22 protein-coding genes are annotated in these 23,474 nt (G+C 67.6%); 7 read left to right on the plus strand and 15 right to left on the minus strand.

The window, feature by feature from the left end:
* Positions 1-6: 6 nt before the first annotated feature.
* Positions 7-738 (plus strand): ZIP family metal transporter, encoded by a 732-nt coding sequence (locus NA11_RS05745; protein ID WP_069160669.1) that lies wholly within the window; start codon positions 7-9, stop codon positions 736-738.
* 18 nt (positions 739-756) lie between these two features.
* On the opposite strand, the gene NA11_RS05750 is transcribed toward NA11_RS05745, so the two are convergent.
* Positions 757-1,182: a VOC family protein gene (locus NA11_RS05750; RefSeq protein ID WP_069160670.1), complete on the minus strand. Its 426-nt coding sequence runs from the start codon at positions 1,180-1,182 to the stop codon at positions 757-759.
* A 109-nt stretch (positions 1,183-1,291) separates the two neighbouring features.
* Between NA11_RS05750 and NA11_RS05755 the strand changes: the two genes are divergently transcribed.
* Together NA11_RS05755 and NA11_RS05760 are read left to right on the plus strand one after the other, a co-directional pair.
* Entirely contained in the window at positions 1,292-1,780 is a 489-nt protein-coding gene (locus NA11_RS05755) for a helix-turn-helix domain-containing protein (RefSeq protein WP_245745742.1), read from the plus strand.
* Between the two features lie 14 nt (positions 1,781-1,794).
* The gene (locus NA11_RS05760) at positions 1,795-2,343 is read left to right on the plus strand and encodes a DUF6036 family nucleotidyltransferase (protein ID WP_245745731.1); all 549 of its coding nucleotides are present in this window, start codon (positions 1,795-1,797) and stop codon (positions 2,341-2,343) included.
* Positions 2,344-2,457: 114 nt separating this feature from the next.
* On the opposite strand, the gene metE is transcribed toward NA11_RS05760, so the two are convergent.
* From metE to aceA, 3 genes are all read right to left on the minus strand, one after another.
* Positions 2,458-4,761 carry a 5-methyltetrahydropteroyltriglutamate--homocysteine S-methyltransferase gene (gene metE / locus NA11_RS05765; RefSeq protein ID WP_069160672.1) on the minus strand — a complete coding sequence of 768 codons (2,304 nt, stop codon included), beginning with the start codon at positions 4,759-4,761 and terminating at the stop codon, positions 2,458-2,460.
* 153 nt (positions 4,762-4,914) lie between these two features.
* Positions 4,915-5,787, minus strand: a complete 873-nt coding sequence (locus tag NA11_RS05770; protein WP_069160673.1) for a 3-hydroxybutyryl-CoA dehydrogenase — start codon at positions 5,785-5,787, stop codon at positions 4,915-4,917.
* Positions 5,788-5,996: 209 nt separating this feature from the next.
* The gene (gene aceA, locus NA11_RS05775) at positions 5,997-7,286 is read right to left on the minus strand and encodes an isocitrate lyase (RefSeq protein WP_069160674.1); all 1,290 of its coding nucleotides are present in this window, start codon (positions 7,284-7,286) and stop codon (positions 5,997-5,999) included.
* A 501-nt stretch (positions 7,287-7,787) separates the two neighbouring features.
* On the opposite strand from aceA, the gene NA11_RS05780 reads away from it, so the two are divergent.
* The gene (locus tag NA11_RS05780; protein ID WP_069160675.1) at positions 7,788-8,921 is read left to right on the plus strand and encodes an alpha/beta hydrolase family protein; all 1,134 of its coding nucleotides are present in this window, start codon (positions 7,788-7,790) and stop codon (positions 8,919-8,921) included.
* 72 nt (positions 8,922-8,993) lie between these two features.
* On the opposite strand, the gene NA11_RS05785 is transcribed toward NA11_RS05780, so the two are convergent.
* From NA11_RS05785 to NA11_RS05810, 6 genes are all read right to left on the minus strand, one after another.
* Complete coding sequence (locus NA11_RS05785; RefSeq protein WP_069160676.1) at positions 8,994-9,188, minus strand: hypothetical protein; 195 nt, start codon at positions 9,186-9,188, stop codon at positions 8,994-8,996.
* Positions 9,189-9,294: 106 nt separating this feature from the next.
* Positions 9,295-10,200, minus strand: a complete 906-nt coding sequence (gene puuE, locus NA11_RS05790; protein WP_069160677.1) for an allantoinase PuuE — start codon at positions 10,198-10,200, stop codon at positions 9,295-9,297.
* The gene (alc, locus tag NA11_RS05795; RefSeq protein WP_069160678.1) at positions 10,197-11,165 is read right to left on the minus strand and encodes an allantoicase; all 969 of its coding nucleotides are present in this window, start codon (positions 11,163-11,165) and stop codon (positions 10,197-10,199) included. Before alc ends, puuE begins: the two co-directional genes overlap by 4 nt.
* Positions 11,165-12,349: a DUF6986 family protein gene (locus NA11_RS05800; RefSeq protein ID WP_069160793.1), complete on the minus strand. Its 1,185-nt coding sequence runs from the start codon at positions 12,347-12,349 to the stop codon at positions 11,165-11,167. The genes alc and NA11_RS05800 overlap by 1 nt, the downstream gene beginning before the upstream one ends.
* A gap of 38 nt (positions 12,350-12,387) precedes the next feature.
* Positions 12,388-15,333, minus strand: coding sequence for a molybdopterin-dependent oxidoreductase (locus tag NA11_RS05805; RefSeq protein ID WP_069160679.1), 2,946 nt, complete (start codon positions 15,331-15,333; stop codon positions 12,388-12,390).
* Positions 15,330-16,187, minus strand: coding sequence for an FAD binding domain-containing protein (locus NA11_RS05810; protein ID WP_069160680.1), 858 nt, complete (start codon positions 16,185-16,187; stop codon positions 15,330-15,332). Before NA11_RS05810 ends, NA11_RS05805 begins: the two co-directional genes overlap by 4 nt.
* 683 nt (positions 16,188-16,870) lie before the next feature.
* On the opposite strand from NA11_RS05810, the gene NA11_RS05815 reads away from it, so the two are divergent.
* Complete coding sequence (locus NA11_RS05815) at positions 16,871-17,503, plus strand: M20/M25/M40 family metallo-hydrolase (RefSeq protein WP_069160681.1); 633 nt, start codon at positions 16,871-16,873, stop codon at positions 17,501-17,503.
* A 3-nt stretch (positions 17,504-17,506) separates the two neighbouring features.
* Here NA11_RS05815 and NA11_RS05820 read toward each other — a convergent pair whose 3' ends face one another.
* From NA11_RS05820 to uraD, 4 genes are read right to left on the minus strand one after another with little or no spacing between them, the layout of a single operon-like run.
* On the minus strand, positions 17,507-18,868 hold the full coding sequence (locus NA11_RS05820) for an 8-oxoguanine deaminase (RefSeq protein WP_069160682.1): 1,362 nt from the start codon (positions 18,866-18,868) through the stop codon (positions 17,507-17,509).
* Positions 18,856-19,761, minus strand: a complete 906-nt coding sequence (pucL, locus tag NA11_RS05825; protein WP_069160683.1) for a factor-independent urate hydroxylase — start codon at positions 19,759-19,761, stop codon at positions 18,856-18,858. Before pucL ends, NA11_RS05820 begins: the two co-directional genes overlap by 13 nt.
* A 7-nt stretch (positions 19,762-19,768) precedes the next feature.
* Complete coding sequence (gene uraH, locus NA11_RS05830; RefSeq protein ID WP_069160684.1) at positions 19,769-20,086, minus strand: hydroxyisourate hydrolase; 318 nt, start codon at positions 20,084-20,086, stop codon at positions 19,769-19,771.
* Entirely contained in the window at positions 20,083-20,577 is a 495-nt protein-coding gene (uraD, locus tag NA11_RS05835) for a 2-oxo-4-hydroxy-4-carboxy-5-ureidoimidazoline decarboxylase (RefSeq protein WP_069160685.1), read from the minus strand. The genes uraH and uraD overlap by 4 nt, the downstream gene beginning before the upstream one ends.
* Before the next feature lie 150 nt (positions 20,578-20,727).
* Here uraD and NA11_RS05840 point away from each other — a divergent pair, with 150 nt between their 5' ends.
* The gene (locus tag NA11_RS05840) at positions 20,728-21,327 is read left to right on the plus strand and encodes a nucleotidyltransferase family protein (RefSeq protein ID WP_069160686.1); all 600 of its coding nucleotides are present in this window, start codon (positions 20,728-20,730) and stop codon (positions 21,325-21,327) included.
* Between the two features lie 13 nt (positions 21,328-21,340).
* Positions 21,341-22,372, plus strand: a complete 1,032-nt coding sequence (locus NA11_RS05845; protein WP_069160687.1) for an XdhC family protein — start codon at positions 21,341-21,343, stop codon at positions 22,370-22,372.
* Here NA11_RS05845 and NA11_RS05850 read toward each other — a convergent pair.
* Complete coding sequence (locus NA11_RS05850) at positions 22,369-23,463, minus strand: ABC transporter substrate-binding protein (protein ID WP_069160688.1); 1,095 nt, start codon at positions 23,461-23,463, stop codon at positions 22,369-22,371. The two genes, NA11_RS05845 and NA11_RS05850, sit on opposite strands and share 4 nt — an antisense overlap.
* Positions 23,464-23,474 lie beyond the last annotated feature (11 nt).

Genomic DNA, 23,474 nt, shown 5'->3' on the forward strand with positions numbered 1-23,474 from the left:
GGACCGATGGCGATTCTGCTGGCGCTGGTGTCGATGTGCTCCACGCTGATCGGTGGGCTCGTCGCTGTACGCATCGGCGACCGCAAACACCTGGTGCTCGGCCTCGCCGCGGGTGTGATGCTCGGCGTCGTCTTCTTCGATCTGCTGCCCGAGGCGCTGGAACAGTCCGGTCAGCTGATACTCGGGGTGCCCGCCGCGTTGCTCGCCGCGGTCGTCGGCTTCCTCACCATCCATGTGATCGAGCGCGCGGTCGCCATCCACACCGGCCATGAGCACGAATTCGGCACGCACACACACGGTTTCGAATCGGTCGGACTCATTGCCGCGGCAGGCCTGATCTTCCACAGCCTGCTCGACGGCTTCGGTATCGGCCTCGGCTTCCAGGCGGGCGCCACCGTCGGCGCCGCCGTGGCGATCGCGGTGATCTCGCACGACTTCGCCGACGGCTTCAACACTTTCACGATCTCGACGCTCTACGGCAACGCCCGCAAGCGGGCGCTGATCCTGCTCGGACTCGACGCGCTCGCCCCGGTGGTCGGCGCGGTGATCGGCACGCTGATCCGCGTTCCGGACGGGGCGGTCGGCCTCTACCTCGGCTACTTCGCGGGTTTCCTGCTCTACCTCGCGACCGCCGACATCCTGCCCGAGGCGCACGCCGTGCACCCGTCCCGGCTCACCCTGGCCTGCACGGTGCTCGGCGCAGGCCTCATGCTCATCGTCGCCGCATTGAACCACTGAGGTTGCGGCACTGCGTGATCAGAAGATTGTCCGCGGCATCAGCACGACCCGCCAGCCGTCCGGATCGGGAAAGGTCAACGCGCCGTTGCGAGTCCAGTACGGATTCGCCGCCTCGACCTGATCGACACCGAACGCCGTGAGCCGCTCGGCCACCTCGGCCACCTGCGCCGCACTCGTGAAGTACAGCACCAGCAGGTTTTCCGCAGTCGGCGCCGCACCAGGACTGCCATCCTCATGCGTGACGAATTCCAAGTGATAGTTCTCCCCCGGCAGCCCGACCAGCACGCCGTCATATCCCTCGTGCTTCCCGAACCGCAAAAGCTCACGCAACCCGAGCCCCTCGACATAGAACCGCACCACCGCGTCGAGCCGGTCCGTCTGCCTGGCGATGCGGACCTGCGCGACCGGCAACGAATCGGGCCACACGTCGTTCTCTGCTCCCATGCTGCGATCAAGCACAGACACCGCATCGAAATTCCCCAGGTGGATCGCAGCTATAGCGTCACACGCTATAGTTGAGGCCATGTCCGATCGGAGCGATCTGTTGCGCGAGGTGATGCTGGAAACAGGCACCACCCAATCCGAGCTGTCACGGGTGAGCGGCGTCCGTCAATCCAGTATCAGCCAGGCCTTGTCCGGCAAATTGAATCTGAGCGACGAACAGCTCGAGCGACTGCTCTCATGCATGGGCTACCGCCTCGAAGTCGTGCGGCGGCACGTCGTCCCCGAACTGACTCGTTCCGAGCGCCGGTCGTGGCAGTTGCACCGAAAGCTCTCCACCCACTTGACCCGATCGAGTCTCCAGTCGTGGCGGCCACGTATTGAACGCAATCTGAAACGGTTGCGCGAGGGGGTATCCGGCCAGCCGCACGTACGGAATATCGATCGCTGGGAGTCGCTGATCGACCATGGCGATGTGCCGGGAATCCACCGTGTCCTGACCGGTCTCGACCGCGATTCGATCGAAATGCGTGAGGTCTCGCCAATGGGCGGGCTGCTCCCACAGAACGAACGTGCCGACGTGCTGCGACTGGCCGGCTGATGCGGCGAGATCAGTTGGAGCACGCCATACGCACGGCGTGCCAGATCGTCGGCCAACCCGAGGTGATCGTGGTCGGCTCCCAATCAATCCTCGGTACCTTCGATGAGGGTCAGCTCCCACCGAACGCCACGATGTCATTAGAGGTCGACATACTCCCGATCGGCAGCGACAACGCCGAAGTTGTGCGGCTGGCGGACCTCATCGAAGGGGTGGCCGGTGAGTTCTCGCCGTTCGAGGAACTGCACGGCTTCAGCATCGACGGAGTCGACATGGAGACGTCCACACTCCCAGACGGGTGGCGGAGTCGGCTGGTCAAGGTGCAGAACGCCAACACGGCCGCGCCGTCTGGCGATCCACAGTTCACCGGGTGGTGCCTCGACAAGGAGGACCTCTGCGTCGCGAAGCTGTGCGCCTTTCGCGAAAAGGATCAGAACTTCGTGGCCGCATTGCTCGAGGCCGAGCTCGTTGCCGCTGGCGTGATTGCCGAACGACTGCCGACCGTCCCAGAACGCTACATACCCGCGACAGAGCGCGCGCTCGGATGGATCCGCTGCTGGCTTTAGGTCAAGACCGGCGCGAACACTACATGAACCTCCTCCGCGGGATTGCACAAGTGCGGGCCGTCCCCGGTGAAAACCGGGGACGGCCAACGTTATTCCGTTCGTGCCGACTCGCGACTACTCGGACTCCAGCGCCCGCCTGCGCACCCGGCGCGCCGCCGCAACGAGGTTGCGTAGCGACGGCTCCAGCTGCCAGTAGTGCCTGGTCTTCAGACCACCGTCCGGGTTCGCCCACAGGCGTTCCGGTGTGATGGCTTCCGCTGCGGCGGTGAGCAATTCGTCGAGCTCGTCGATGTCGGGGATCCGGGCCGACCTGCTCTCGTACACGCCGGGACCGACGCCGTGGCTCAGGCCGTGCCCGGTCGCACTGTCGCCCTTGAGCGCGGTGAGCACCCACTCGATCGAGCGGGTCGCGACGATCGCGGTGACGTCGGCATCGAGTTCCTCGATCGCCTCGACCACCTCGGCGCGGCCGGAATAGCCGATGTGCGTGTGGATCTGGGTGTCCGGCTTGACGCCGGAGGTGGCCAGCCGGAACGCGCCGACCGCCCAGCGCAGATACTCCGCCCTGCCCTCCGGCCGCAACGGCAGCATCTCCCGGATCGCGGGCTCGTCGACCTGAATGATCGCGATGCCCGCCTTCTCCAGATCCGCCAGCTCGTCGCGGATCGCCAACGCCACCTGATCCGCGGTCTCGTGCAACGGCTGATCCTGCCGCACGAAGGAGCGCGCGATCATGGTGACCGGCCCGGTGACCATGCCCTTGACCGGCTTCTCGGTCAGCGACTGGGCGTAGCTGAGCCACTCCACCGACATCGGCTCCGGCCGCGACACGTCGCCGTAGACGATCGGCGGTCGCACACAACGGGATCCGTACACCTGCACCCAGCCGAAGCGGGTGGTCGCGAAGCCGTCGAGCAGCTCGGCGAAGTACTGGATCATGTCGTTGCGCTCGTGCTCGCCGTGCACGAGCACGTCGAGCCCGATGTCCTCCTGCAGCCGGATCGTCGCCTCGATCTCGGCTTCGATCCGCTTGCGGTAGTCGTCGTAGGACAGTCTGCCCTGGCCGAGATCGTGGCGCGCCTGCCGAATCTTGGTGGTCTGCGGGAACGAACCGAGCGTCGTCGCAGGCACCGGCGGCAGATTCAGCCTGGCCTGCTGCGCTTCCCGACGCACCTCGTAGGGTTCCCGAGACCGCATCTCCGGCGTGACGGCGTAAACCCGTTGCCGCACAGCGTGCTTCTGCTTGAAATGCACCTCGGTCGGCCGCTTGCGCCAGCTCTCCGACGGCCCGTCGGTGAGCGCCTTGGCGAGCGAAACCACCTCGCCCACCTTCTGTTTCGCGAAGACGAGCCGGTCGGCGACATTACCGAGAATGTCGTATTCGATGAGCGTGTCGTACGGCACGTGCAGCAGCGTCGTTCCGGTCGACACCACCAGATCCGGGCACACCTGCGCCAGCTGGTTCAGGTACTCGAGTGTCACGTACCGATCGGCCCGCCACACATTGCGACCGCTGATCACACCGGCGTACAAGCGCTTACGGCGGATGCCGGGAATCCCCGCGAGCTCCTCCGGCCGGATGCGGTAGCTGGCCAGGTCGAGGCCGATGGCCTCCACATTGGTGCCAGCCAGGATCCGCAGCGCCTCACCGAAATCGCCGTACTGCCCCGTGACGAGCATGCGCGGACGCAACGGCGCCTTCGATAGTCGGTGATAGGCGGCCTCGAACGCGGCGAGTTCCGCAGGCGTGCGCTCGCTGGTGAACGCGGGCTCGTCCAGCTGCACGCACGTCGAGCCGCGCTTGGCGAGGATCTCGAACAGTTCCTCGTACACCGGGAGCAGCTTGTCCAGCAGCTGCAGCGTGTCGAACTGGTCCTCGCCGGGGACCTGCCCCGCCTTGGACAACAGCAGCAGCGAGAGCGGGCCGAGCACCACCGGCCGCAACTCGATGCCCCGCGCATTGGCCCGGTCGAATTCGTCGAGCAGCGCCTCGGGGTGCAACGAGAATGCGGTGTCGGCCGCCAATTCCGGCTGCCGGTAGTGGTAATTCGTGCCGAAGAACCGCACCAATTCCAGCGGCGGCAGGTCCGGCCTGCCGCGCGCCATCAAGAAATACAAGTCGAGCGGATCCAGCTCGTCCTGAAACGACTGGAACCGCTTCGGCACCGCGCCGAACAACAGCGCGTTGTCGAGCACGTGGTCGTAGAACGAAAAAGTGTTGCCGGGGACCTGGGTCAACCCGGTGGCGGCGAGTTCGTTGAACTGCCGTTCCTGAATGTCACGGCCCACCGCGAGCAGTTCCTCGCGGGGGATCGCACCGCGCCAATAGGCCTCGAGCGCTCGCTTGAGTTCTCGATGCGGTCCGATCCGCGGGTAGCCGAGAATGCTCGACCCGTAGCCGTCGGTCACGTTCACCATGAGCGCGCTGCTCCCTTCGATGGCTGCGCGGCGCCCATCACTAACGATGGCCGCCGCACGCTCTTGCGCCTGGGTTGCTGTCGGTGCGGTCCGCGACGCGGTCGCGACCAGTAGAACCGGTCCGTGCCACGGTCGCGGCCGATCCGGCCTAGCTCAGGCCCGGTTGTACTGGTAGAAACCGGCGCCGGTCTTCTTGCCGAGCAATCCAGCTTCGACCATACGCATGAGCAGCGGCGGAGCCGAGTACAGCGGCTCCTTGAATTCCTGGTACATCGAATCGGCGATCGACTTCACCGTGTCGAGGCCGACCAGGTCGGTCAGCGCCAGCGGGCCCATCGGGTGGGCACAGCCGAGCACCATCGCCTTGTCGACGTCGTCCTTGGTGGCGAAGCCGGACTCGACCATCCGGATGGCCGAGAGCAGGTACGGCACCAGCAGCGCGTTCACCACGAAACCGGACCGGTCCGCGGAGCGGACGACCTGCTTGTCCAGCACGTCGCCTGCGAACGCCTCGGCCCGCTTGGACACGGCCTCGCTGGTCTTCAGCGTGGTGACCAGCTCGACCAGCGGCAGCACCGGCACCGGGTTGAAGAAGTGCATGCCGACCACGCGCTCGGGCTGGGTGGTGGCGACGGCGATCTTCATGATCGGGATGGACGAGGTGTTGGAGGCGAGCACCGCCGACGGATCGGTGACGACCTTGTCGAGCTCGGCGAAGATCGCCGTCTTGACCTTCTCGTCCTCGAGCACCGCCTCGACCACCAGCTGGCGGTCGGCGAAGTCGTTGAGGTCGGAGGTGAAACGCAGCCGCCATGCCGCCTGCTCACGTTCCCGCTCGGTGATCTTGCCGCTGCTGACGCCGCGGTCGAGCGAGCGAAGGATGCGGGCGCGGCCTGCAGCGGCCAGTTCCCTGGTCTGTTCGAAAACGAGCACGTCGACGTGCGCCCTGGCGCACACCTCCGCGATTCCGGCACCCATCTGTCCGGCGCCGATGATGCCGACGCGCTGAATCTTCTCGCTGCTCACGTCCCGCTCCTGCTGTTTGTCTGGCTAGTCGGTGGCTTGTGAAGGTTCTGCTCTGATGAAGCGAGCCTTCGATGGACCAACGTATAGGGATGCCCTCCCCACTGGGGCTGTTCAGTGGGAAGGGCGGTGGAACATCCTTCCGCGGCACCGCTCTGCCGCGGAAGGATGTTCGAGGGCCGGACCCTTGCGGGCCCGAAAGGTGTTGCGGATCAGTGGAACTGACCCTCTTCGGTGGAGCCCTTCAGCGCCGCCGTCGAGGTGTTCGGGTCGACGGTGGTCGCGATGGTGTCGAAGTAACCGGCACCGACCTCACGCTGGTGCTTGACCGCGGTGAAGCCACGCTCGGCGGCGGCCTTGAACTCGCGCTCCTGCAGGTCGACGAAGGCGGTCATGCCCTCGCGGGCGTAGCCGTAGGCCAGGTCGAACATGCCGTAGTTGAGCGAGTGGAAGCCGGCCAGGGTGATGAACTGGAACTTGAAGCCCATGGCGCCGAGCTCACGCTGGAACTTCGCGATGGTCGCGTCGTCCAGGTGCGCCTTCCAGTTGAAGGACGGCGAGCAGTTGTAGGCCAGCAGCTGGTCCGGGAACTCGCTGCGGACGGCCTCGGAGAACTTGCGCGCGACCTCGAGGTCAGGGACGCCGGTCTCCATCCAGATGAGGTCGGCGTAGGGGGCGTAGGCCTTGGCACGCGCGATGCAGGGATCGATGCCGTTCTTGGTGCCGAAGAAGCCCTCGGCGGTGCGGGTGCCGTCCAGGAACTCGCGGTCGCGCTCGTCCACATCGGAGGTGATGAGGGTCGCGGCTTCGGCGTCGGTGCGGGCGATGATCACCGAGGGCACACCGGCGACGTCGGACGCGAGACGCGCGGAGGTCAGGGTGCGGATGTGCTGCTGGGTCGGGATCAGCACCTTGCCACCGAGGTGGCCGCACTTCTTCTCCGAGGCGAGCTGGTCTTCCCAGTGCACGCCTGCGGCGCCGGCCGCGATCATGGCCTTCTGCAGCTCGTAAGCGTTCAGCGCGCCACCGAAGCCTGCTTCGGCGTCGGCGACGATCGGGGCGAGCCAGTTCTTGACGGAGTCGTCGCCCTCGACCTTGGCGATCTCGTCGGCGCGCAGCAGCGCGTTGTTGATGCGGCGCACCACGTTCGGCACCGAGTTGGCCGGGTACAGCGACTGGTCCGGGTAGGTGTGGCCGGACAGGTTCGCGTCACCGGCGACCTGCCAACCGGACAGGTAGATGGCCTTCAGGCCGGCCCGGACCTGCTGGACCGCCTGGTTGCCGGTGAGGGCGCCGAGGGAGTTGATGTAGTCCTCGTTGTTGACGAGATCCCAGAGGATCTCCGAACCGCGACGGGCGAGAGTGGCCTCTTCGACGACGGTGCCCTGGAGCTTCGAAACCTGCTCCGCGGTGTAGTTACGGGTGACGCCCTTCCAGCGGGGGTTGGTGTCCCAATCCTGCTGGATTTCCGCAGCGGTCTTCGGGGTGCCGGCGTTCGACATCTCTGACTCCACTTCCTCGTTTAGGTCGATGTGCCCCACGGCCGAGCGGATAAACAGCTCGTACTGCTGGAGCGGCAATTTGCAGGCTTGCTAGGCCCATGGGGTGTACTTCCACACGATTGCACAATGAGAAATGGCCGTCTACCTGTTGCTAATGTGAATCTCAGCTAGGTTTCGTCAAGCGTTTGCTAACTTTGCAAAATTTGCGGGCGAATTGCAAACTTGGAACCTACCGGCTAGTAGGCCTGACGTGCGGTTTTAGCGTAACGCTCGTACTGTTAGACATCGGCTCGGCAGTGGTCACCGCCCCCGCTCGACATTCCGCGTTGTGAGGACGTTCACAAGTCGGGGCAGGTGCCGCCCGTGTGGCCTGGACCACCTGAGCGTGGGCAGCCCGCGCGGCGTTCGGGCAGACTGGGGCAGATCGCCAAGTTGGACAAGCGACCTGCTGCGTGAAACTTCCTCGGCGGCGTCGCGGTCACACCCGGACAGGAGCCCCAAATGCGGAGAACGGCCATCGCCACGGCATTCGCCCTAGCCTGCACCGCAGGCCTGCTGAATGTGCCCGTCGCGGCGGCCGCGCCTGCCGGAACGATCGAAGCGGTCGTCCCGCTCCCGCAGGCGGCAACGCTGCCGGGCGCCGCGCAGGCGAGCCGGATTCTGTACCGCTCGACCACGGCCAACGACGCGCCGACCACCGCGAGTGCGGCGGTCTACTTCCCACCCGGCGAGCCGCCCGCGGGTGGTTGGCCCGTCATCGCCTGGGCGCACGGCACCGTCGGCATCGGCGACGACTGCGCCTACAGCGTGGCCGGGCCCGGCGCTGTCGAGCGCGACTGGACCTATCTCGACACCTGGCTACAGCAGGGCTACGCAATAGTGGCAGCCGACTACGCGGGACTCGGGACTCCGGGCGAGCATCCGTACCTCAACGGGATCGTCGAAGCGCACAACGTGGTCGACGCGGTCAGGGCGGCGACCACGCAGTATTCGTCGCTGGCGAAGAAATGGGTGGTGATCGGCCAGTCCCAGGGCGGTGCCGCTGCCGTCTACACGGCGCGCTACGCCACTGAATTCGGTGGTCCCGGGCTCGACTACCGCGGCGCGGTCGGCACCGGCGTCCCTGCCTATATCGAGGAAGTGCTGCTGCCGATCGGCCCGCACGTGCCACCGGTGAAACTCAATCCGAACGTCACGACCTATGTGCTGTACATCCTCAATGGGTTGCGCACCACCTATCCCGAGCTGAACATCGACTCCTTCCTCACCGACGCGGGACGCTCTTGGGTCACCCAAGCGAGGGAGGCCTGTCTCGGCCCGCTCAGCGACGCGGTCGGGGCGGCGGGCATGGTGATCGGCGACCTGTTCAGCAGGCCGCTGGCGCAGATCCCCGATCTGCACGGATTACTCACTCGCTACCTCGGTCTGCCCGAATCCGGATACGACAAGCCGGTCCTGCTCGCTCAAGGCCTGCGCGACACTGACGTCATCACGCCGCAGACGCTGCGGTTCGCCGCTGTACTACAGGCGAACCGGCAGCCGGTGACGCTGCGGACCTATCCGACGGACCACAGCGGCACGGTGACCGCATCGCTGCCGGATTCGCTGCCGTTCGTGCGCAGTCTGTTCGGCTGATACGTCAGGACGTGCGTGCGCGGCCGATCCCCCCGACGGGCCGCGCACGCCGTTTCCGACCTGCCCCCTGTACTAGCCAGACAGGCTGGTCAGCGTGCACATCAGCTGACCGAGAGGGTGGATAACGCCGGTGCAATCCTTGGCTACCGGCTCGGTGGCCGGGGCTGCGGGCTCGAGCGACAGTGGGGCCGCGCTCGCGACGCCACCGCCGATCAATGTTGCGGCACCGATGAAAGTGCAGACGACGATTTTACGCAGTGCAGACATGCAGAACTCCTATCGAGTTGGGAAACCAGCGCTGCGAATCCAGCCAACGAAGATCTGTCCTGCATGACCCGAATTATATTGTCCTCCTGCTGAATTCAGCCGAGGTTCAGCTGGCCTTCATCGGATGTGTCTTGCGCCAGTGCTCGGCGATATCGATGCGGCGGGTGATCCAGACTTGATCGTGCGACTGCACGTGGTCGAGGAAACGTTCCAGCGCCGCCATCCGGGCCGGTCGGCCGACGATGCGGCAGTGCAGACCCACCGACAGCATCTTCGGATTACCTTCGGCCCCTTCGCGATACAGCACGTCGAAGGCATCGCGCAGGTGCGCGAAGAACTGCTCGCCGGTGGGAAACCCGGCAGGCGAGGCGAACCGCATGTCGTTGGTGTCCAGCGTGTAGGGCACCACCAGGTGGTCCGTGCCGTGCACGGTGACCCAGTAGGGCAGGTCGTCGGCGTAGGAGTCGGCGTCGTAGACGAAACCGCCGTGCTCGACGACTAATTCACGGGTGTTCGGGGAGTCACGCCCGGTGTACCAGCCCTGTGGCGCGGCGCCGGTGAGCTCGGTGAGGATGCGCACCGCCTCCGCCATGTGCGCGCGCTCGGTGTCGCGGCCGGTCAGCTGGTAGGACTTCCAGCGCAGGCCGTGGCAGGCGATTTCATGGCCGAGCTCCCGAAAGGCGGCGACCGCCTCCAGGTTTCGCTGTATCGCCGTGGCGACCGCGAAGACGGTCAGCGGCAGGCCGCGGCGCTCGAAGGCGCGAAGGACCCGCCACAGTCCGGCGCGCGACCCGTACTCGTAGAGCGACTCCATGCTCATGTGGCGATTCGGAAAGGCTTCCGCCGGTGTCATTTCCGAGAGGAACGTCTCCGAGTGCTCGTCGCCGTCGAGGACGTTGTTCTCGCCGCCCTCCTCGTAGTTGAGCACGAACTGGACGGCGATCCGCGCGCCGCCCGGCCACTGCGGGTCGGGCGGTGTCGGGCCGTAACCGAGGAAGTCGCGCGCACTCATCCGCCCAGCTCCCCGAACAGGCGCAGGCGGGCCAGACCACCGTCGGGGTAGATGTCGAGCCGGACCTCCTCCACCGACGCGGCCAGCGGCGTGATCGGGAACCGGTGCCTGGTGTCCGGCAAAAGCTCGGTGCGCGGGAGCAATTCGAGCTCGGTGCCGTCGGTGGTGCGGCCGACGAGCCGGGCCGCGCCGGGGCTGTTGCCGAGGAAGTACGAGGTATCGATCTCGGCAAGCCGGATCAGGCCGGGCCCGGCGAGCCGGATACGTACCCAGTCGTTGCCGTCGTCGCGGCGGCGGGCGGTCTCCCAGCCGTCGCCCATCCGCCGGGCCAGCCCCGGGTACAGCAGCTGGTTGGGCGAGCTGTAGAAGCGGTTGGAGCAATCCAGCACCAGCGCACCGTTTTCCAGCGCGGCGAGGTCGAGCGGGCCGAGGCCGAGCAGGTCCGGGTCGGGGCGGCCCTCGCCGTGCACCCGCAGCCGCGCCACGCCGCCGTCCGGGTGCATGGTGAGCTTCAGGTGGGTCCAGCGGTTGTCGTTCTCGATGGGGAACGGGTTGCGGCTGTCGCCCGCGACAGCCGCGTGGTCGATGAGGGGCACCCAATCCTTGCGCGCGGCAATCTCTTCGGCCGGCGGATAGCCGGTCACCGCGAGTGCGGACACCGAGACGGCCGGCGGATAGTTGCCCTTGAACCAGGCGGTGTCCACCACGATGCCGCGGATCACGCCCGGCACGCCAAGCCGCACGATCGCAGCGTCGTCTCCCGGCCTGCCCCGATGCCTGCGGGTCTCCCAGCCGTCGTAGACCTGGCCCTTGTGACCGAAGGTCGACGGCCGATACTCCGAAGGGCCCGGGTTGATCAAATTCTCCTTCTCCGCGAAGAATTCGTCGTTGGCCCAGATCACCGAGCCGCCGAGCGGGCGAACCGCCAGGTCGGGGAGCAGGGTGAAATCCTCGTGCTCGGTCATCAGGCCTCCTGCGGAATCGGCGTGCGGGTGACCAGGGCGCGCAGTACCGCCTCGGTCAGTTCGGGCGCGCGGGTGCGCAGCTCATCGGTGGTACGTGCGCCGCAGTCGAGGCCACGTAAGACGGTGGCGGCCAAGGCTTCCGCGGTGGCGGGTTCGTCCATGACGCCGCCCTCGCGGCGGTCCAGGTAGGCCTGTAAGCGCGGCACGGCCACGTCGATGGCCTGCCGGAAGAAGTCGTAGGTCGCCAACCAGCGGGTGACCAGGTGGCCGGGGTGCATGTCCCAGCCCTGGTAGTAGCCGCGGCGCAGGGCGCGGGCGACCAGGCGGTGGTGATTGCGCAGTGCGGCTTCCGGTTCGGCGTCGGGCACGATCTGGGTGGAGCCGTCGCATACCCAGACACCGGTCTGCGCGGCTGCCACCTGCATGACGGCCTTCGCGTAGTCCGCGGCAGGGTGGTCGAGTGCCTGGTCCGTGGCGGCGACGCCGCAGGCGGCGGTGTAGTCGTAGGTCCCGAAATGCAATGCGCTGCACCGGCCCTCCGCCAGGCCGAGCATGCGCGCGATGGGCACGGTGCCGTCGGCGGCGAGCACCGCCTGCGGGCTTTCTATCTGCAATTCGAACCGCAGCGCGCCAGCGGCAAGGCCGTAGCCGGTCTCCAAACCTTCACACAGGGCGACCAGCGCCGGAACCTGCTCCGCCGCACGGATCTTGGGGACCGTGAAGACGAATCCGGCTGGCACATCCTCCATTGCCGCCAGCACCAGCTCGAGGGTGCGCAGCGTCCGGCCGCGTTCCGGGCCTGCCAGCCCCTTCGTCCGGATACCGAAGCTGCGCGGGCGATCCGTGCGGTGCGCCCAGCCCGCCAGCAGCGCACCCGCCTCGCTCACCGCCTTGTCCTCTTCGTCGTCGCCGCGGAAGCCGTAGCCATCCTCGAAGTCGATGCGCAGGTCTTGAATGGGGTCCTGCTCCAGCCTTCGGCGTACCTCGGGCAACGAGCCTGTCGAATCCAGCTCGCTCAGCAGGGCGGTGTGACGATCGAGGAGTTCGATTGCCCTGTCGCCCCATTCGCGCGGGGTGGCCTCGATGATCCGGTCGGCCGGAACGTACGCCGTGTGGATCGGCTGCGCCCGCCCATCCGGCCCCGGGTACCTGGTGCGCAATTCGTCATCGACGCTGTCGAGCATGGTGTCGATCCGCGCCCGGATATTCTCCGGCAACCGTGTCACCGTCGGTCTCCTTCCTGCATGGCCCGCCAAACTCGGTCGGCCGTCATCGGCAGCCGGTCCGGCCGCACCCCGACAGCATCTCGTATCGCGTTCGCCAGCGCGGGGGCGACCGGGTTGTACGGGGACTCGCTCATCGACTTGGCGCCGAGCGGACCGAACTCGTCCGCGGTGTCGGCGAAGTACACCTCGGTGCTCGGCACGTCGGCGAACTGCGGAATGTGATAGTGCCGCAGCGACTGCGTGGTGACGACGCCGAGCTCGCTGCGCATGTCCTCGTAGAGCGCGGTGCCGATCGCCTGCGCGACGCCACCCTCCACCTGCCCTCGGCACTGCACCGGGTTGAGCACGGTGCCCGCGTCGGCGGCCTGCACCGACTGGAGGATACGGACCGTGCCGGTGTCCGGCTGGACGGCCACGCGGAAGGCATGCACGTTGAAGCTCACCGAGCGTGGCGTGCCCGCGTGCTCACCGTGTGCGGTCAATTCACCGTCGGCCAGCAATTCGACAGCCCCGAATACCTCGTCCCCGCAACGGACTCCGCCGACGGTCAAGACGCAATCGTGCTCGGGCAGCCCGGCCAGCTTCGCCGCTCTGGCGAGCAGCAGCCTGCGCAGTTCCAGCGCAGCGGCATAGGTTGCCTTGCCTGCCACCACGATTCCGGTGGAGCCGAACGCGCCCGTGTCGTGGCCGACCAGGTCGGTGTCGGACTGCCTGATCACGATGGCGGCCGTGTCGGTCTCCAGCGCGGTCGCCGCGAGCTGGGCATGCACCGTCGTGGTGCCGTTGCCGAATTCCGCAGTGCCGACCCGAATCTCGTAACGGCCATCGGGGAGCAGGGTGGCCGTCGCGTTCGCGTGATGGCCACGCGGCGGGATGGTCGCGATCATCGCCACCGCCATCCCCGTGCCGACCCGCCACTCTTCGGAGGGAGGCTCGACGCCGTTGCCCCGCAACAACGCCCGCTCGGCCAGGTCGATGCACTGGTCGAGGCCGTAGCTGCCGAAGGTCAGGTCGGTCTCGTCCACCTCTGCGCCGACGAACTCGTCACCGGGCACCACGACATTGCGCCGCCGGAACTCGAACGGGTCGATGTGCAACTCGCGCGCCAGGTCGTCCAGCGCGGACTCGATCCCGAAGATGACCTGGCCGAGGCCGTAGCCGCGGAAGGCGCCGGACGGAATGTTGTTGGTGTACACCGCTTGTGCGTCGACGCGCTTGTTGGCACACCGGTAGACGCCGACCGACTCGCCGACGCCGTGGAACATCACGCCGACACTGTGATTGCCGTAGGCCCCCGCATCGGCGAGCACCTCGACCGTCAGCGCGGTCAGCACCCCGTTCACGTCGGCGCCCGCGGTCACCGCGACCCGCATCGGATGACGGCTGGTGGCGGCGGTGAATTCCTCGGCGCGGGTGAACTCGTACTGCACCGGGCGCCCGGTCCGCAGCACCGCGAGGGCGATCAGATCCTCGGCAAGCATCTCCTGCTTGGCGCCGAAGCCGCCGCCCACCCTGGTCGCGAACACCCGCACCCGGTCGCGTCGCAGCCCGAACACCTGACACAACTCGTCGCGCACCAGGAACGGCACCTGCGTGCTGCACCGGATGACCAGCCTGCCGTCGGCATCGAGCCAGCCGATGCCGCCGTGGGTTTCCAGATGCACATGCTGCCCGCGCGGCGAATGCCACACGCCGCGCACCACTTTCGCGGCCGCCGCGAGCCCGGCCGCGACATCGCCGACCTCGCCGTGCACCTCGGCGACCACGTTGCGCTCGGCAGCCGCGATCCGCGCCGAATCCGGCTTCTCCGCGTGGAGTTTCGGCGCTTCTGGAGCCAGCGCCGCCACTGGATCGAACACTGCGGGCAACACCTCGTACTCGACTCGCAACGCCCGGCATCCGGCACGCGCGGCGGCATGGCTCTCGGCCACCACCGCCGCCACCCGCTGCCCGACGAAACGCACCGTCCGATCCAGCACGTAGGTGTCGTCGGGATCGTCGGCCCGCAACTCGTGCCGTGCCGTCGAGAACGGCACGTCCGGCGCATCCGCGTACGTGAGCACCGCGTGCACGCCAGGCAGCGCCTCCGCGGCGGCGGTGTCGATCGCGAGGATGCGCGCGTGCGCGTGCGGGCTCGGCAACACCGCGATGTGCAGCGGTGCCGTCGGTGGTGAAACCTCGCTCGCGCCAGGCAAATTCTGCTCCGTCGTGTATTGCCCGTCCTTCGGGCCATTGTCCGTAGGACGGTCAGCAGCCCCTGTGGCGTCACCAGGACGTATGTCGAACGTGAACGACTCAGCGCCACGCACGATCCGTGGCCCAGCAGGCGCACCCACTCCGCTCCCTGCGCGACCCTCGACCACCGCACCACCATCGTGGCGTGCCGTCGTCGGCGGGGGCAGTTGGTCGACCTCTGTTGCGGTACCCGTGAGCGCATCGGCAATCACGCGATAACCCGTGCAGCGGCAGAGGTTTCCCTTCATCAGCTCCGCGAGTTCCGCGCTGGATCGACCGCACCCGGCCGCGGCATCGCTGGTCGGATCCAGCGGTGCCGCACCGGCCGAGGGGCAACTCGGTGTCGCAGGGTCGGCTCGGTGGGCGGCCGCTCCGTCCTCGAGTCCGGCCGCGGTGACCACCATTCCCGCTGTGCAGAAGCCACATTGGAAGGCGGCGTGCTCGACGAATCGGCGCTGCACCGGATGCGGATCGTCGGCGGTGCCGAGACCTGCCGCGGTGGTGATCGAACGGTCGGCGGCGCGGTGGGCCGGGATGAGGCAGGAGTGCACGGTCATGCCGTCGAGCTGGACCGAGCAGGCGCCGCAATCGCCGGTGTCACAGCCTTTCTTGACCGCGAGGGTGCCCTGTTCGCGGAGCAGGGTGCGCAGGCACTGGCCGGGTCGCGGGTCTACCTCGACGGGCCTGCCGTCGACAGCGAACTTCACGACCGGCTCCGATCCTCGGCGCGTAGGTCCGCGCAGACCTCGCGAGCGAGCCGTCGCGTCACGTGCCGTCGCCAGTCGGGCGCACCGTGCGGGTCGTCGAACCACAGCAGCGGGTCGAGCCCGGCGACCGCCGCGTCGATATCGGCATCGCTCGGTGCGGTGGCGAAATCCAGCAGCACCGGCTTCGTGGTGGCGGCGGTGAGGGTGACGGTGCAGCCGCCATCGGGATCACGGCGGCCGAGCACCACGGAGCCGGAGCGGCCGAGTGGCGCGAGCGCGATCTTCCGGAAACTGGTGTGCGCCAGCAAGCTGGACGTCGGCACCATGATCGAGCGCAGCACCTCACCTGGCCGCAGTACGTTGCACCCCGGGCCGAGCACGAACTGCCGCAGCGGAACTCGGCGGTCCTGTCCGTCCGGCGTCCAGATCAGCGCGACACCGTCCAGCGCGGTCAGCGCCGCGAGCACCCCACCCGCCGGCAACGACAAACAGATGTTGCCGCCGACCGTCGCGGTGCGCCAGATCTTGTGCGACGCAAGCAATGCCCGGCACCCCTGCGCGAACAACCTTGTCCCCGGCCACTCTTCGCGCAGCACCTCGGCGCCCAGCTCCCGCCCCGGCACCGAACCGGCCAGCTCCGCCAGCGTGCAGGTCGCCGCGATCTCCAGCCCGGTCGGTACCTCGGTCAGTGCGGGCCAGCCGAGGGTGGTGATGTCGACCAGCCGGTCGAACTGGTCCTGCGGCTCGGAGAAGAGGAAGGTCCCGCCGGCCAGCACCGCGGTGGCACCGCCGAGCACTTCCAGGTCGGCCCGTTCCCGGGCCTGCACCACTTCCCGGATCGTGTCCAAGTCCACGTCTCACCTCCACCGCTTGTCCGGCAACCGTAGGAGCGTGGCGTTGCCGCGATGTTGCACGGCCACCACACCAGGTTGCGCGGCTGTTACCTGACCGGCGCACGACGCCGCGTAACCGGCCGGTCCCGCCCTTGTGTTGTCCCGCCGCGCCCCCGGTCGCGCTTCGGCATCCACCCGTCCGGCTCTTTTCGGTCAGAGGCGGCACCGTTCCAGTATCTCGCACCGGCCGTGAACAGGTCGGACCCTATTTAAGACCGGATGGTTTCATTATCGCGCGGTAGCGAAACAGCGCCTCCGACGCGGAGTGGCGGCACGTCACGTGCGCCGACGCCACGCGACACACCGAGCACGGTTTTCGCGGCGCGTCGTCGACACGCAGGGTGCACCACGCCGCACACTCGACACCAGGCAGCCGAATGATTACTGTCCACCTCAACCCGCTCGGGTGTGAGATTTCCCACGCCGCACGGCGGGCCATCCTCACCGATGTGCGCGACCGAGACCACCTGCGGCCGGCACGTCCCGCGCGGAAGGGCGACCGATCAACGCACCTCGGCAGGCACCGCCCGCCACCCCTCGCGACGCGCCCTATATCCTATGAGCGCTGATGATCCGCTGAGCCCCGTGTTCCCGGCCAGCGCCAACCGCCCCGCCCACGATTCTCCCGATCGGAACCGGCCGACGTGATCAGCTCGACTACCCTCTTCGCCGACCAGCTGCACCGTCTGCTTTCCGACGATGAGCTCATCCGGCTCGCCGCCGACCTCACCGCCATCCCCTCCAGCACCGGACAGGAAACAGCACTCGCCTGTCACGTCCGAAATATGCTCCGTCGCAATGATATTCGTGCCTACTACCAGGAGGTAGAGCCGGGTCGATTGCAAACGATCGCCCGTCTCGGCCCGGAGCGCGGCACGCCTGCCCTGCTACTCGGCGGCCACCTCGACACGGCTCCGTTCGACAGGCAGCCACCGCGTGAATCGTTCATTGCCCGTCGCGATGGCGATCGCCTCTACGGCACGGGGCTACCCAAAATGAAAGGCGGCTTGGCCGCCATCCTCGGCGCGACAATCATGCTGCGCCGCAGCGGCATACCGATGCTCCGCCCGCTGCTACTGCAGTTCGTGGTCGGCGGCTTGCAGGACAACCTCGGCACCCGCCACGCCCTACGCAGCGGGCTCACCGCCAAAACCACGGTGGTCCCGTCCCTGACCCCGTGTGGCAGCACAACGGGCACCGAGCCGCACATCCTGATCAGTGAAATGCGGGCATGCGCGGATACTCTCGCCTTGTTGGCAGAGCGCCACTGCTGCTGATCACTACCCGGCCTTGGCGACCAGCGCAGCCTGCGCCTTGGCCACCTCGGCGCCGACGGTGTCCTCGTCGACGGTGCACAACCTGCCGTCCCGAACGACCGTGCGCCCGTTCACGATCAGCGCAGCCAGGGGTGGCGCCGATCCGAGCACCAGCGCGGTCACCGGATCGTCGATGCCTGCGTGTGCGGGCGTGTCGAGCCGCCACAGCGCGAGGTCGGCGAGCTTGCCCGGCTCGATCGAGCCGATCTCGGCGTCCCGGCCGAGCACGCGGGCGCCGCCGATCGTGGCAAGCGCCAAGGACGTGCGCACCGTCATCGCCCGAGGCCCACCCCGATTGCGGGCATAGAACAGGGCGTTGCGCGGTTCCTCGATCATCGAGGACGACTCGTTGCTTGCCGCGCCGTCCACGCCGAGACCGACCGGCACGCCGGCGCGCACCAGGTCGGCGGCGCGGGCGACACCCGCACCGATGCGCGCGTTCGAGGTGGGGCAATGCGCCACCCCGGTACCGGTTTTCGCCATCGTATCGATCGCGGTGTCGTCCAGATGGATGGCGTGCGCCCACCAGACGTCGGGTCCGACCCAGCCGAGCTGCTCCATGTACTGCGCAGGCGTACAACCGAAAGTCTGTGCACAGTAGTCCTGTTCGTCGATCGTCTCGGCGACGTGGGTGTGCAGCCGCACCCCGGACTCGCGGGCGAGCACCGCGGATTCGCGCAGCAGCTCCGGCGTCACCGAGAACGGCGAGCACGGGGCGAGTGCGATCCGCAGCATCGAGTCGAACGACGAATCATGATGACGGGCAATCGCTTCCGCACTGTCGACCAGGATGGCGTCCAGTGTCTGCACCACCTGATCGGGCGGCAGCCCGCCCGCGCTCGTGCCGAGATCCATCGAGCCGCGACACGGATGGAAGCGCAGGCCGACGTCGGCGGCCGCCGCGATCTCGGCGCCGAGCAGATCACCGCCCTCGTGCGGGAACACGTAGTGATGGTCGGTCGAGGTAGTGCAGCCGGTGCGGGCCAGCGCGGCAAGCCCGCCGGTCGCCGCGACCCGCACCGCCTCCTCGTCGATGCCTGCCCAGATGGGATAGAGCGTGGTGAGCCACTCGAACAGGGTGTTGTCCGCGGCGAGGCCGCGGGTGATCCACTGGTAGAGATGGTGGTGGGTGTTCACCAGCCCCGGCGTCAGCAGGCAGCCGCGGCCGTCGATCCGCTGCACCTGCCCATCGACGGCGGGTGCGGCACCGGCGCCGACCACGTCGATCCGGTTGCCGCGCAGCACCACATGGCCGCGGCGGTACTCGGTGCCGAGCGCGTCGACGGTCGCGACCGCGCAGTCCTCGATGACGATTACGGTATCCATGCCAAACCTGCCTCCGGTGCGTCGGCCCGTTGCACGGTGGCGTGGATCAGTCCGTACGGGCGGTCGGCGGCGTGGTACACCTCGCCGTTGTTCTCGATGCCGAACCGGGCCAGGTCGTAGTCGAAGTGGTGCTTGTTCGGCGCGGCGAGCCGCACCTCCGCGAGCACCGGGTACGCCTCGAGCGCGGCCTTGCCCATCTCGAACAGTGTCTGCTGCAACGCCTTCGAATGCCGCGTCGCGAACGTCTCGACCAGCGTGGCCCTGATCCCCGCGTACACGTCGTCCCACGCGATGCCGGTGCTTGCCGCGAACCGCCATTGGACGGCAAGGGAAGTGGCCAGCATCCGGTCGTGTGTCGGTGCCAGCACGGTGAATTCGTCGCGGAGGAAGTCGGCGAACTCCGAACCGGTCGACTTCAGGATGGTCAGTTCCTTCACCCCGCCGATCACCCAGGCTTGCCGGTCGGCGCCGTTGCCTGCCACGGTGACCGCCGCGGTGCGCACCTCGGGACCCTGCCGCACCCAAGTGTGGTCGTGCGGTCGCCCGTCGACCGGCACCCGCTGCCAGGCATAGTCGTCGATCTCGATCCGCGCGCTGGTCACCGGCTCGATCTCGTCGACGAAATGCCCGGCCAACGCGAGTCCGTAGTCCTCGATGGTCTGTAGCCCAGGCTGTTTCGCGTACGCGTACGCGGTCTGCTTCTGCGTGTCGGTGGGGAGCACCTTGCGCTGGTCACCGGCGGTATACGCGTCGGCGAAATCGCCGCGCAGCACGGTGGAGACGTTCACGTCGCGGATCTCGTGGCGCGCGGTCTCCCGCCAGATCCGCACGATCCGGTTCTCGGCCTTGCCATAGCTGTTGTCGGACAGCACGATCGGCCCGGTCAGTTCCATCCTCGCGTCAGCTCCCTCGATAGGTGGAAAAGGCAAACGGTGACAGCAGCAGTGGAACGTGACAGTGCCGCTCCTCGGCGACGGTGAACGCCACCGAGACTTCGGGATAGAACGTGTCGACCTGCTCGGCGGCGAAGTAGGCGCCGGTGGCGAACACCAGCCGGTAGGTACCCGGCACGAGCACACCGCCCAACGCGCCGATCCGTCCGTCCGCGTCGGTGGTTCCCGAATCCAGCTGCGCGGCCTCGTGATACAGCGTGACCACGATCCCCGCCGCAGGCGCACCGCGCACGGCGTCGAGCACGTGCGTGCTCAGCGTGCTCATCGCAGGTCTCGCAGCATCCCGCGCAACCGGATGCGATTGATCTTCGCCAACTCTGTTCGCATGACCCGCCTTTCGGTGTCCGTATCGTTGTGCAGCCTGGCTTCGAGGATCGCGAGCAGCTCGTCGCCCGATCGGCCGCTCGCACAGACCAGATAGATATGGCCGAAGCGCCCCTCGTAGGCTCGGTTGCCGTCAGCGAGCGCCGCGCGCACGGCATCCTGCACGCCGGCCTGCTCCCCCGCCGAGACCGCCGACGCAGGGCGCTCGCCGATGCGCGGATGTCCGGCCAGCGCCAGAGCGATCTCGGACTCGGGCAGCTCCGCAAGCACGGCATCGGCGGCATCGAGGAGCGCCTCGACGCTCGCATACGGCCTGCCCTCGATCAGCGCCCGCGCCAAGGCGGGTGCAGAGCAACACGCGAGCAATGCCGTGGTTGCCGCGCTGTCCGGCAACGTGTCGAACCGAGCGACGCCCGCCTCGTCGTCTGTCATCGGAACAGCATCGAATACGACCAGGCCGCCCGCCACCCGAACGGGTGAGATCACGCCTGGCGTGTCGCCGCAAGGAATACGCTCGCGCGGTTTTCCGCGCGCGGATTCTCCGTAACCCACGGGCAACGGATCCGGACTACCGTCGTAGCCATGGCTGTACCCGATCGCCCGGCCGCCGCACCCGCATGCACGGGCATCGTGCTCGCCGCGGGCGCCGGAAAGCGCTACGGGCGGCCGAAAGCCCTGGCCGAGGGTGGCGCCTGGCTGCGCGGCGCGGTGGCAGCGCTGCGCGACGGCGGCTGCGATCCGGTGATCGTCGTGCTCGGCGCGACCGGCCCCGATCCGGAGTTGCTCGACCTGCCCGCAGGCGTCATGCCCGTGTGGGCCGCGGACTGGGCGACCGGCATGGGCGCGTCGGTCCGCGCAGGCCTGATCGCCGCCGCACGGACCCCGGCCCGCTACGCCGCGATCATGCCGGTCGACACCCCCGATGTCGGCGCCGATGTGGTCGCCAGAGTCACCGCCGCAGCGTTCGACGCACCGAGCGGCCTGGCGCGTGCTGTGTTTCACAACACACCGGGACACCCCGTTGTGCTCGCACACAAGCACTGGACCTCGGTATGTCAGGAGGCCGTAGGAGATTCGGGCGCTCGTTACTATTTGTCACGAAGGGACGATATGGTGTGCGTCACGTGCGACGATTTGGCGACGGGCGTCGATCGTGACTACCCGGCCTCGTCCGCACGGTGATCGGAGCGAGCTGATGCGGGACATCGTCGATGACCTACTGCGAGTGTGGCATTCGGGCCGAACCGGCGGGCTCGCCACCATCGTGCGCACGATGGGTGCTGCGCCGTTGCCGGTCGGCTCAGCGATGCTGGTCGACCCCGACGGCGGCGTCTACGGTGCGGTCACCGATGGCGGGCTGGAGGAGATCGCCTACGAATCCGTCCTGCAGGCCGCGCGCACGGGTCGGCGCGCGATGCACCGCTACGGTGTGGCTACCGGCGCGGAGGGCGCGGTGGACCGGGACGGCATGATGGACGTGTTCACCGAACCGTTCTCGCGCAGAGACTTTCCCGAGTTCCCGATCATCGCCGCCGAGATCGCGGCGCACCGGCGGATCACCCTGTTCACCGTCGTGTGGAATTCGGACGCGGACCTCATCGGCCAACATCTGGTCACCGACAAGCCGCACGCCACCGAGCTGCTCGCGCTGCCGGATTCGGATGTCTTCGTCTCCTCGTTCGCGCCGCCGCCGCGCCTGATCATCTTCGGCGCCAACTCTTTTGCCGCGGCCCTGACGGTGCAGGCCGCCCTGCTCGGCTATCGCGTCACCATCTGCGATTCCCGGCACACCTTCGCGCAGCCGGAGAAGTTCCCCGGCGCGGAGGTGGTCGTCGACTGGCCGCACCGCTACCTGAACACCCTGTCGTCGGCGGGCGAAATCGACGGCAGCACAGCCATAGTCGTCACCTCACACGACCCGAAGTTCGAGATCCCGCTGCTCACCGTCGCGCTTCGACTACCCGAGCTCGGGTACCTCGGTGCGATGGGCTCGCGCACCGTGCACACCCAGCGCATGGAAGACCTACGGGCGGGCGGCTTCAACGAAGCAACGCTCGCCCGCCTGTATTCCCCGGCAGGCTTGGATCTTGGCGCGCGCACCGCCGCCGAGCTCGCCATCGCGATCGCCGCGGAAATGATTGCCGCCAGGACCTTGCAGTCCGGGCGGCACGCACTACACACGAACCCATCGGCACCGCTGAAAAAAGCGGTAGGACTAGGGATTTAGGCCTTCAGTCCCGGGTTCTCCGCATACACCTCACGCAGCACCGACAGATCGAACAGCTCGTCGGCCTTGATCTGGAGGTCGGCCGAGCGCAGCGCGGCGATGTTCTGCTCGATCAGCTTGTCGGTCATGCTCAGCAGCCCGTTGGCGGCCGTGTCCGCCGAGACCACCAGATCGTTCTGCGCCGTAGCCTCTTTCGTCTGCTCGTCGAGGTCGAGCTTCTGATCCTTGCCGTACACCTCGACCGCGAGCCGCGCGGACTCGGCCGGATTGGCCACCGCGTCCTTCCAGCCCTTGATCTCGGCGATCAGGAACGCCTTGAGCTTGTCGCGCTCCTTGTCGATGGTGGCCTGTTTGACGGTGAGCGTCTCGGCGACCAGCGGCAGGTTGTAGTCGGCGAACAGGAAGTGCGTGTTGGCGAAACCCTTGGCCGTCAACGTGATCGGCTCGTTCGTCACGTAACTGACCCAGCCGTCGACCTCGCCGTTGGCCAGCGGCGTCGGGTCGAACTGCGCGGGCACGATGGTGACATCGCCCGGCTTCATGCCGTTGGCCGAGAGCAGGGCGTTGAAGATCAGCTGGTTGGTGTCCTGCACACCGATCTTCCTGCCCTTCATGTCCGCGGGCGTCTTGATCGGCTTGGCGGCGGAGCTGACGATCGCGAAGGGGTTCTTCTGATAGGTGGTGGCGACGATCTTCGCGGGCAGGCCCTCCAGCACCGCCTTGGCGGTGGTCTGCGGGGCGGACAGGCCGAGCCAGATCTTGCCGGTGTCCAGGCCCGCCTCCACCGAGGTGCTGGCCGCACCGCCGGCGATCAGGTTGACCGAGCCGAAGCCCGCTTCCTTGAAGTAGCCCTTGCTGTCCGCGAAGTACTCACCGGCGAACTCGATGTTCTTCAGCCAGGACAGCTGAATCGCCACGCTGCCGTACTTGGAACCGTCAGGGGTTGAGCCGCCCGACGAGTCGTCGGCGGCGCCGCCGCACGCGGCGAGCAGGCCTGCGCCACCGAGGGCGGCGCTGGTCAGCGCGGAGTAGCGAAGAAGAGACCGTCGGTTGAGTGTCGGCCCGAACGAGGAGCGTGGCACGGGTGTCATGCGGTGAATCT

The sequence above is a fragment of the Nocardia altamirensis NBRC 108246 genome (assembly GCF_001612685.1).
GTDB classification, from domain to species: Bacteria; Actinomycetota; Actinomycetes; order Mycobacteriales; family Mycobacteriaceae; genus Nocardia; species Nocardia altamirensis.

Bases quoted from the DNA above. Each gene is read 5' to 3' on its own strand.
- NA11_RS05845 (WP_069160687.1), top strand. From the start codon at position 21,341: ATGCGGGACATCGTCGATGACCTACTGCGAGTGTGGCATTCGGGCCGA.
- NA11_RS05780 (WP_069160675.1), top strand. From the start codon at position 7,788: ATGCGGAGAACGGCCATCGCCACGGCATTCGCCCTAGCCTGCACCGCA.
- NA11_RS05850 (WP_069160688.1), bottom strand. From the start codon at position 23,463: ATGACACCCGTGCCACGCTCCTCGTTCGGGCCGACACTCAACCGACGG.
- pucL (WP_069160683.1), bottom strand. From the start codon at position 19,761: ATGGAACTGACCGGGCCGATCGTGCTGTCCGACAACAGCTATGGCAAG.
- NA11_RS05745 (WP_069160669.1), top strand. From the start codon at position 7: ATGGCGATTCTGCTGGCGCTGGTGTCGATGTGCTCCACGCTGATCGGT.
- aceA (WP_069160674.1), bottom strand. From the start codon at position 7,286: ATGTCGAACGCCGGCACCCCGAAGACCGCTGCGGAAATCCAGCAGGAT.
- NA11_RS05840 (WP_069160686.1), top strand. From the start codon at position 20,728: ATGGCTGTACCCGATCGCCCGGCCGCCGCACCCGCATGCACGGGCATC.
- puuE (WP_069160677.1), bottom strand. From the start codon at position 10,200: ATGAGTGCGCGCGACTTCCTCGGTTACGGCCCGACACCGCCCGACCCG.
- NA11_RS05820 (WP_069160682.1), bottom strand. From the start codon at position 18,868: ATGGATACCGTAATCGTCATCGAGGACTGCGCGGTCGCGACCGTCGAC.
- NA11_RS05785 (WP_069160676.1), bottom strand. From the start codon at position 9,188: ATGTCTGCACTGCGTAAAATCGTCGTCTGCACTTTCATCGGTGCCGCA.
- alc (WP_069160678.1), bottom strand. From the start codon at position 11,165: ATGACCGAGCACGAGGATTTCACCCTGCTCCCCGACCTGGCGGTTCGC.
- NA11_RS05750 (WP_069160670.1), bottom strand. From the start codon at position 1,182: ATGGGAGCAGAGAACGACGTGTGGCCCGATTCGTTGCCGGTCGCGCAG.
- NA11_RS05800 (WP_069160793.1), bottom strand. From the start codon at position 12,349: ATGCTCGACAGCGTCGATGACGAATTGCGCACCAGGTACCCGGGGCCG.
- uraH (WP_069160684.1), bottom strand. From the start codon at position 20,086: ATGAGCACGCTGAGCACGCACGTGCTCGACGCCGTGCGCGGTGCGCCT.
- metE (WP_069160672.1), bottom strand. From the start codon at position 4,761: ATGGTGAACGTGACCGACGGCTACGGGTCGAGCATTCTCGGCTACCCG.
- uraD (WP_069160685.1), bottom strand. From the start codon at position 20,577: ATGACAGACGACGAGGCGGGCGTCGCTCGGTTCGACACGTTGCCGGAC.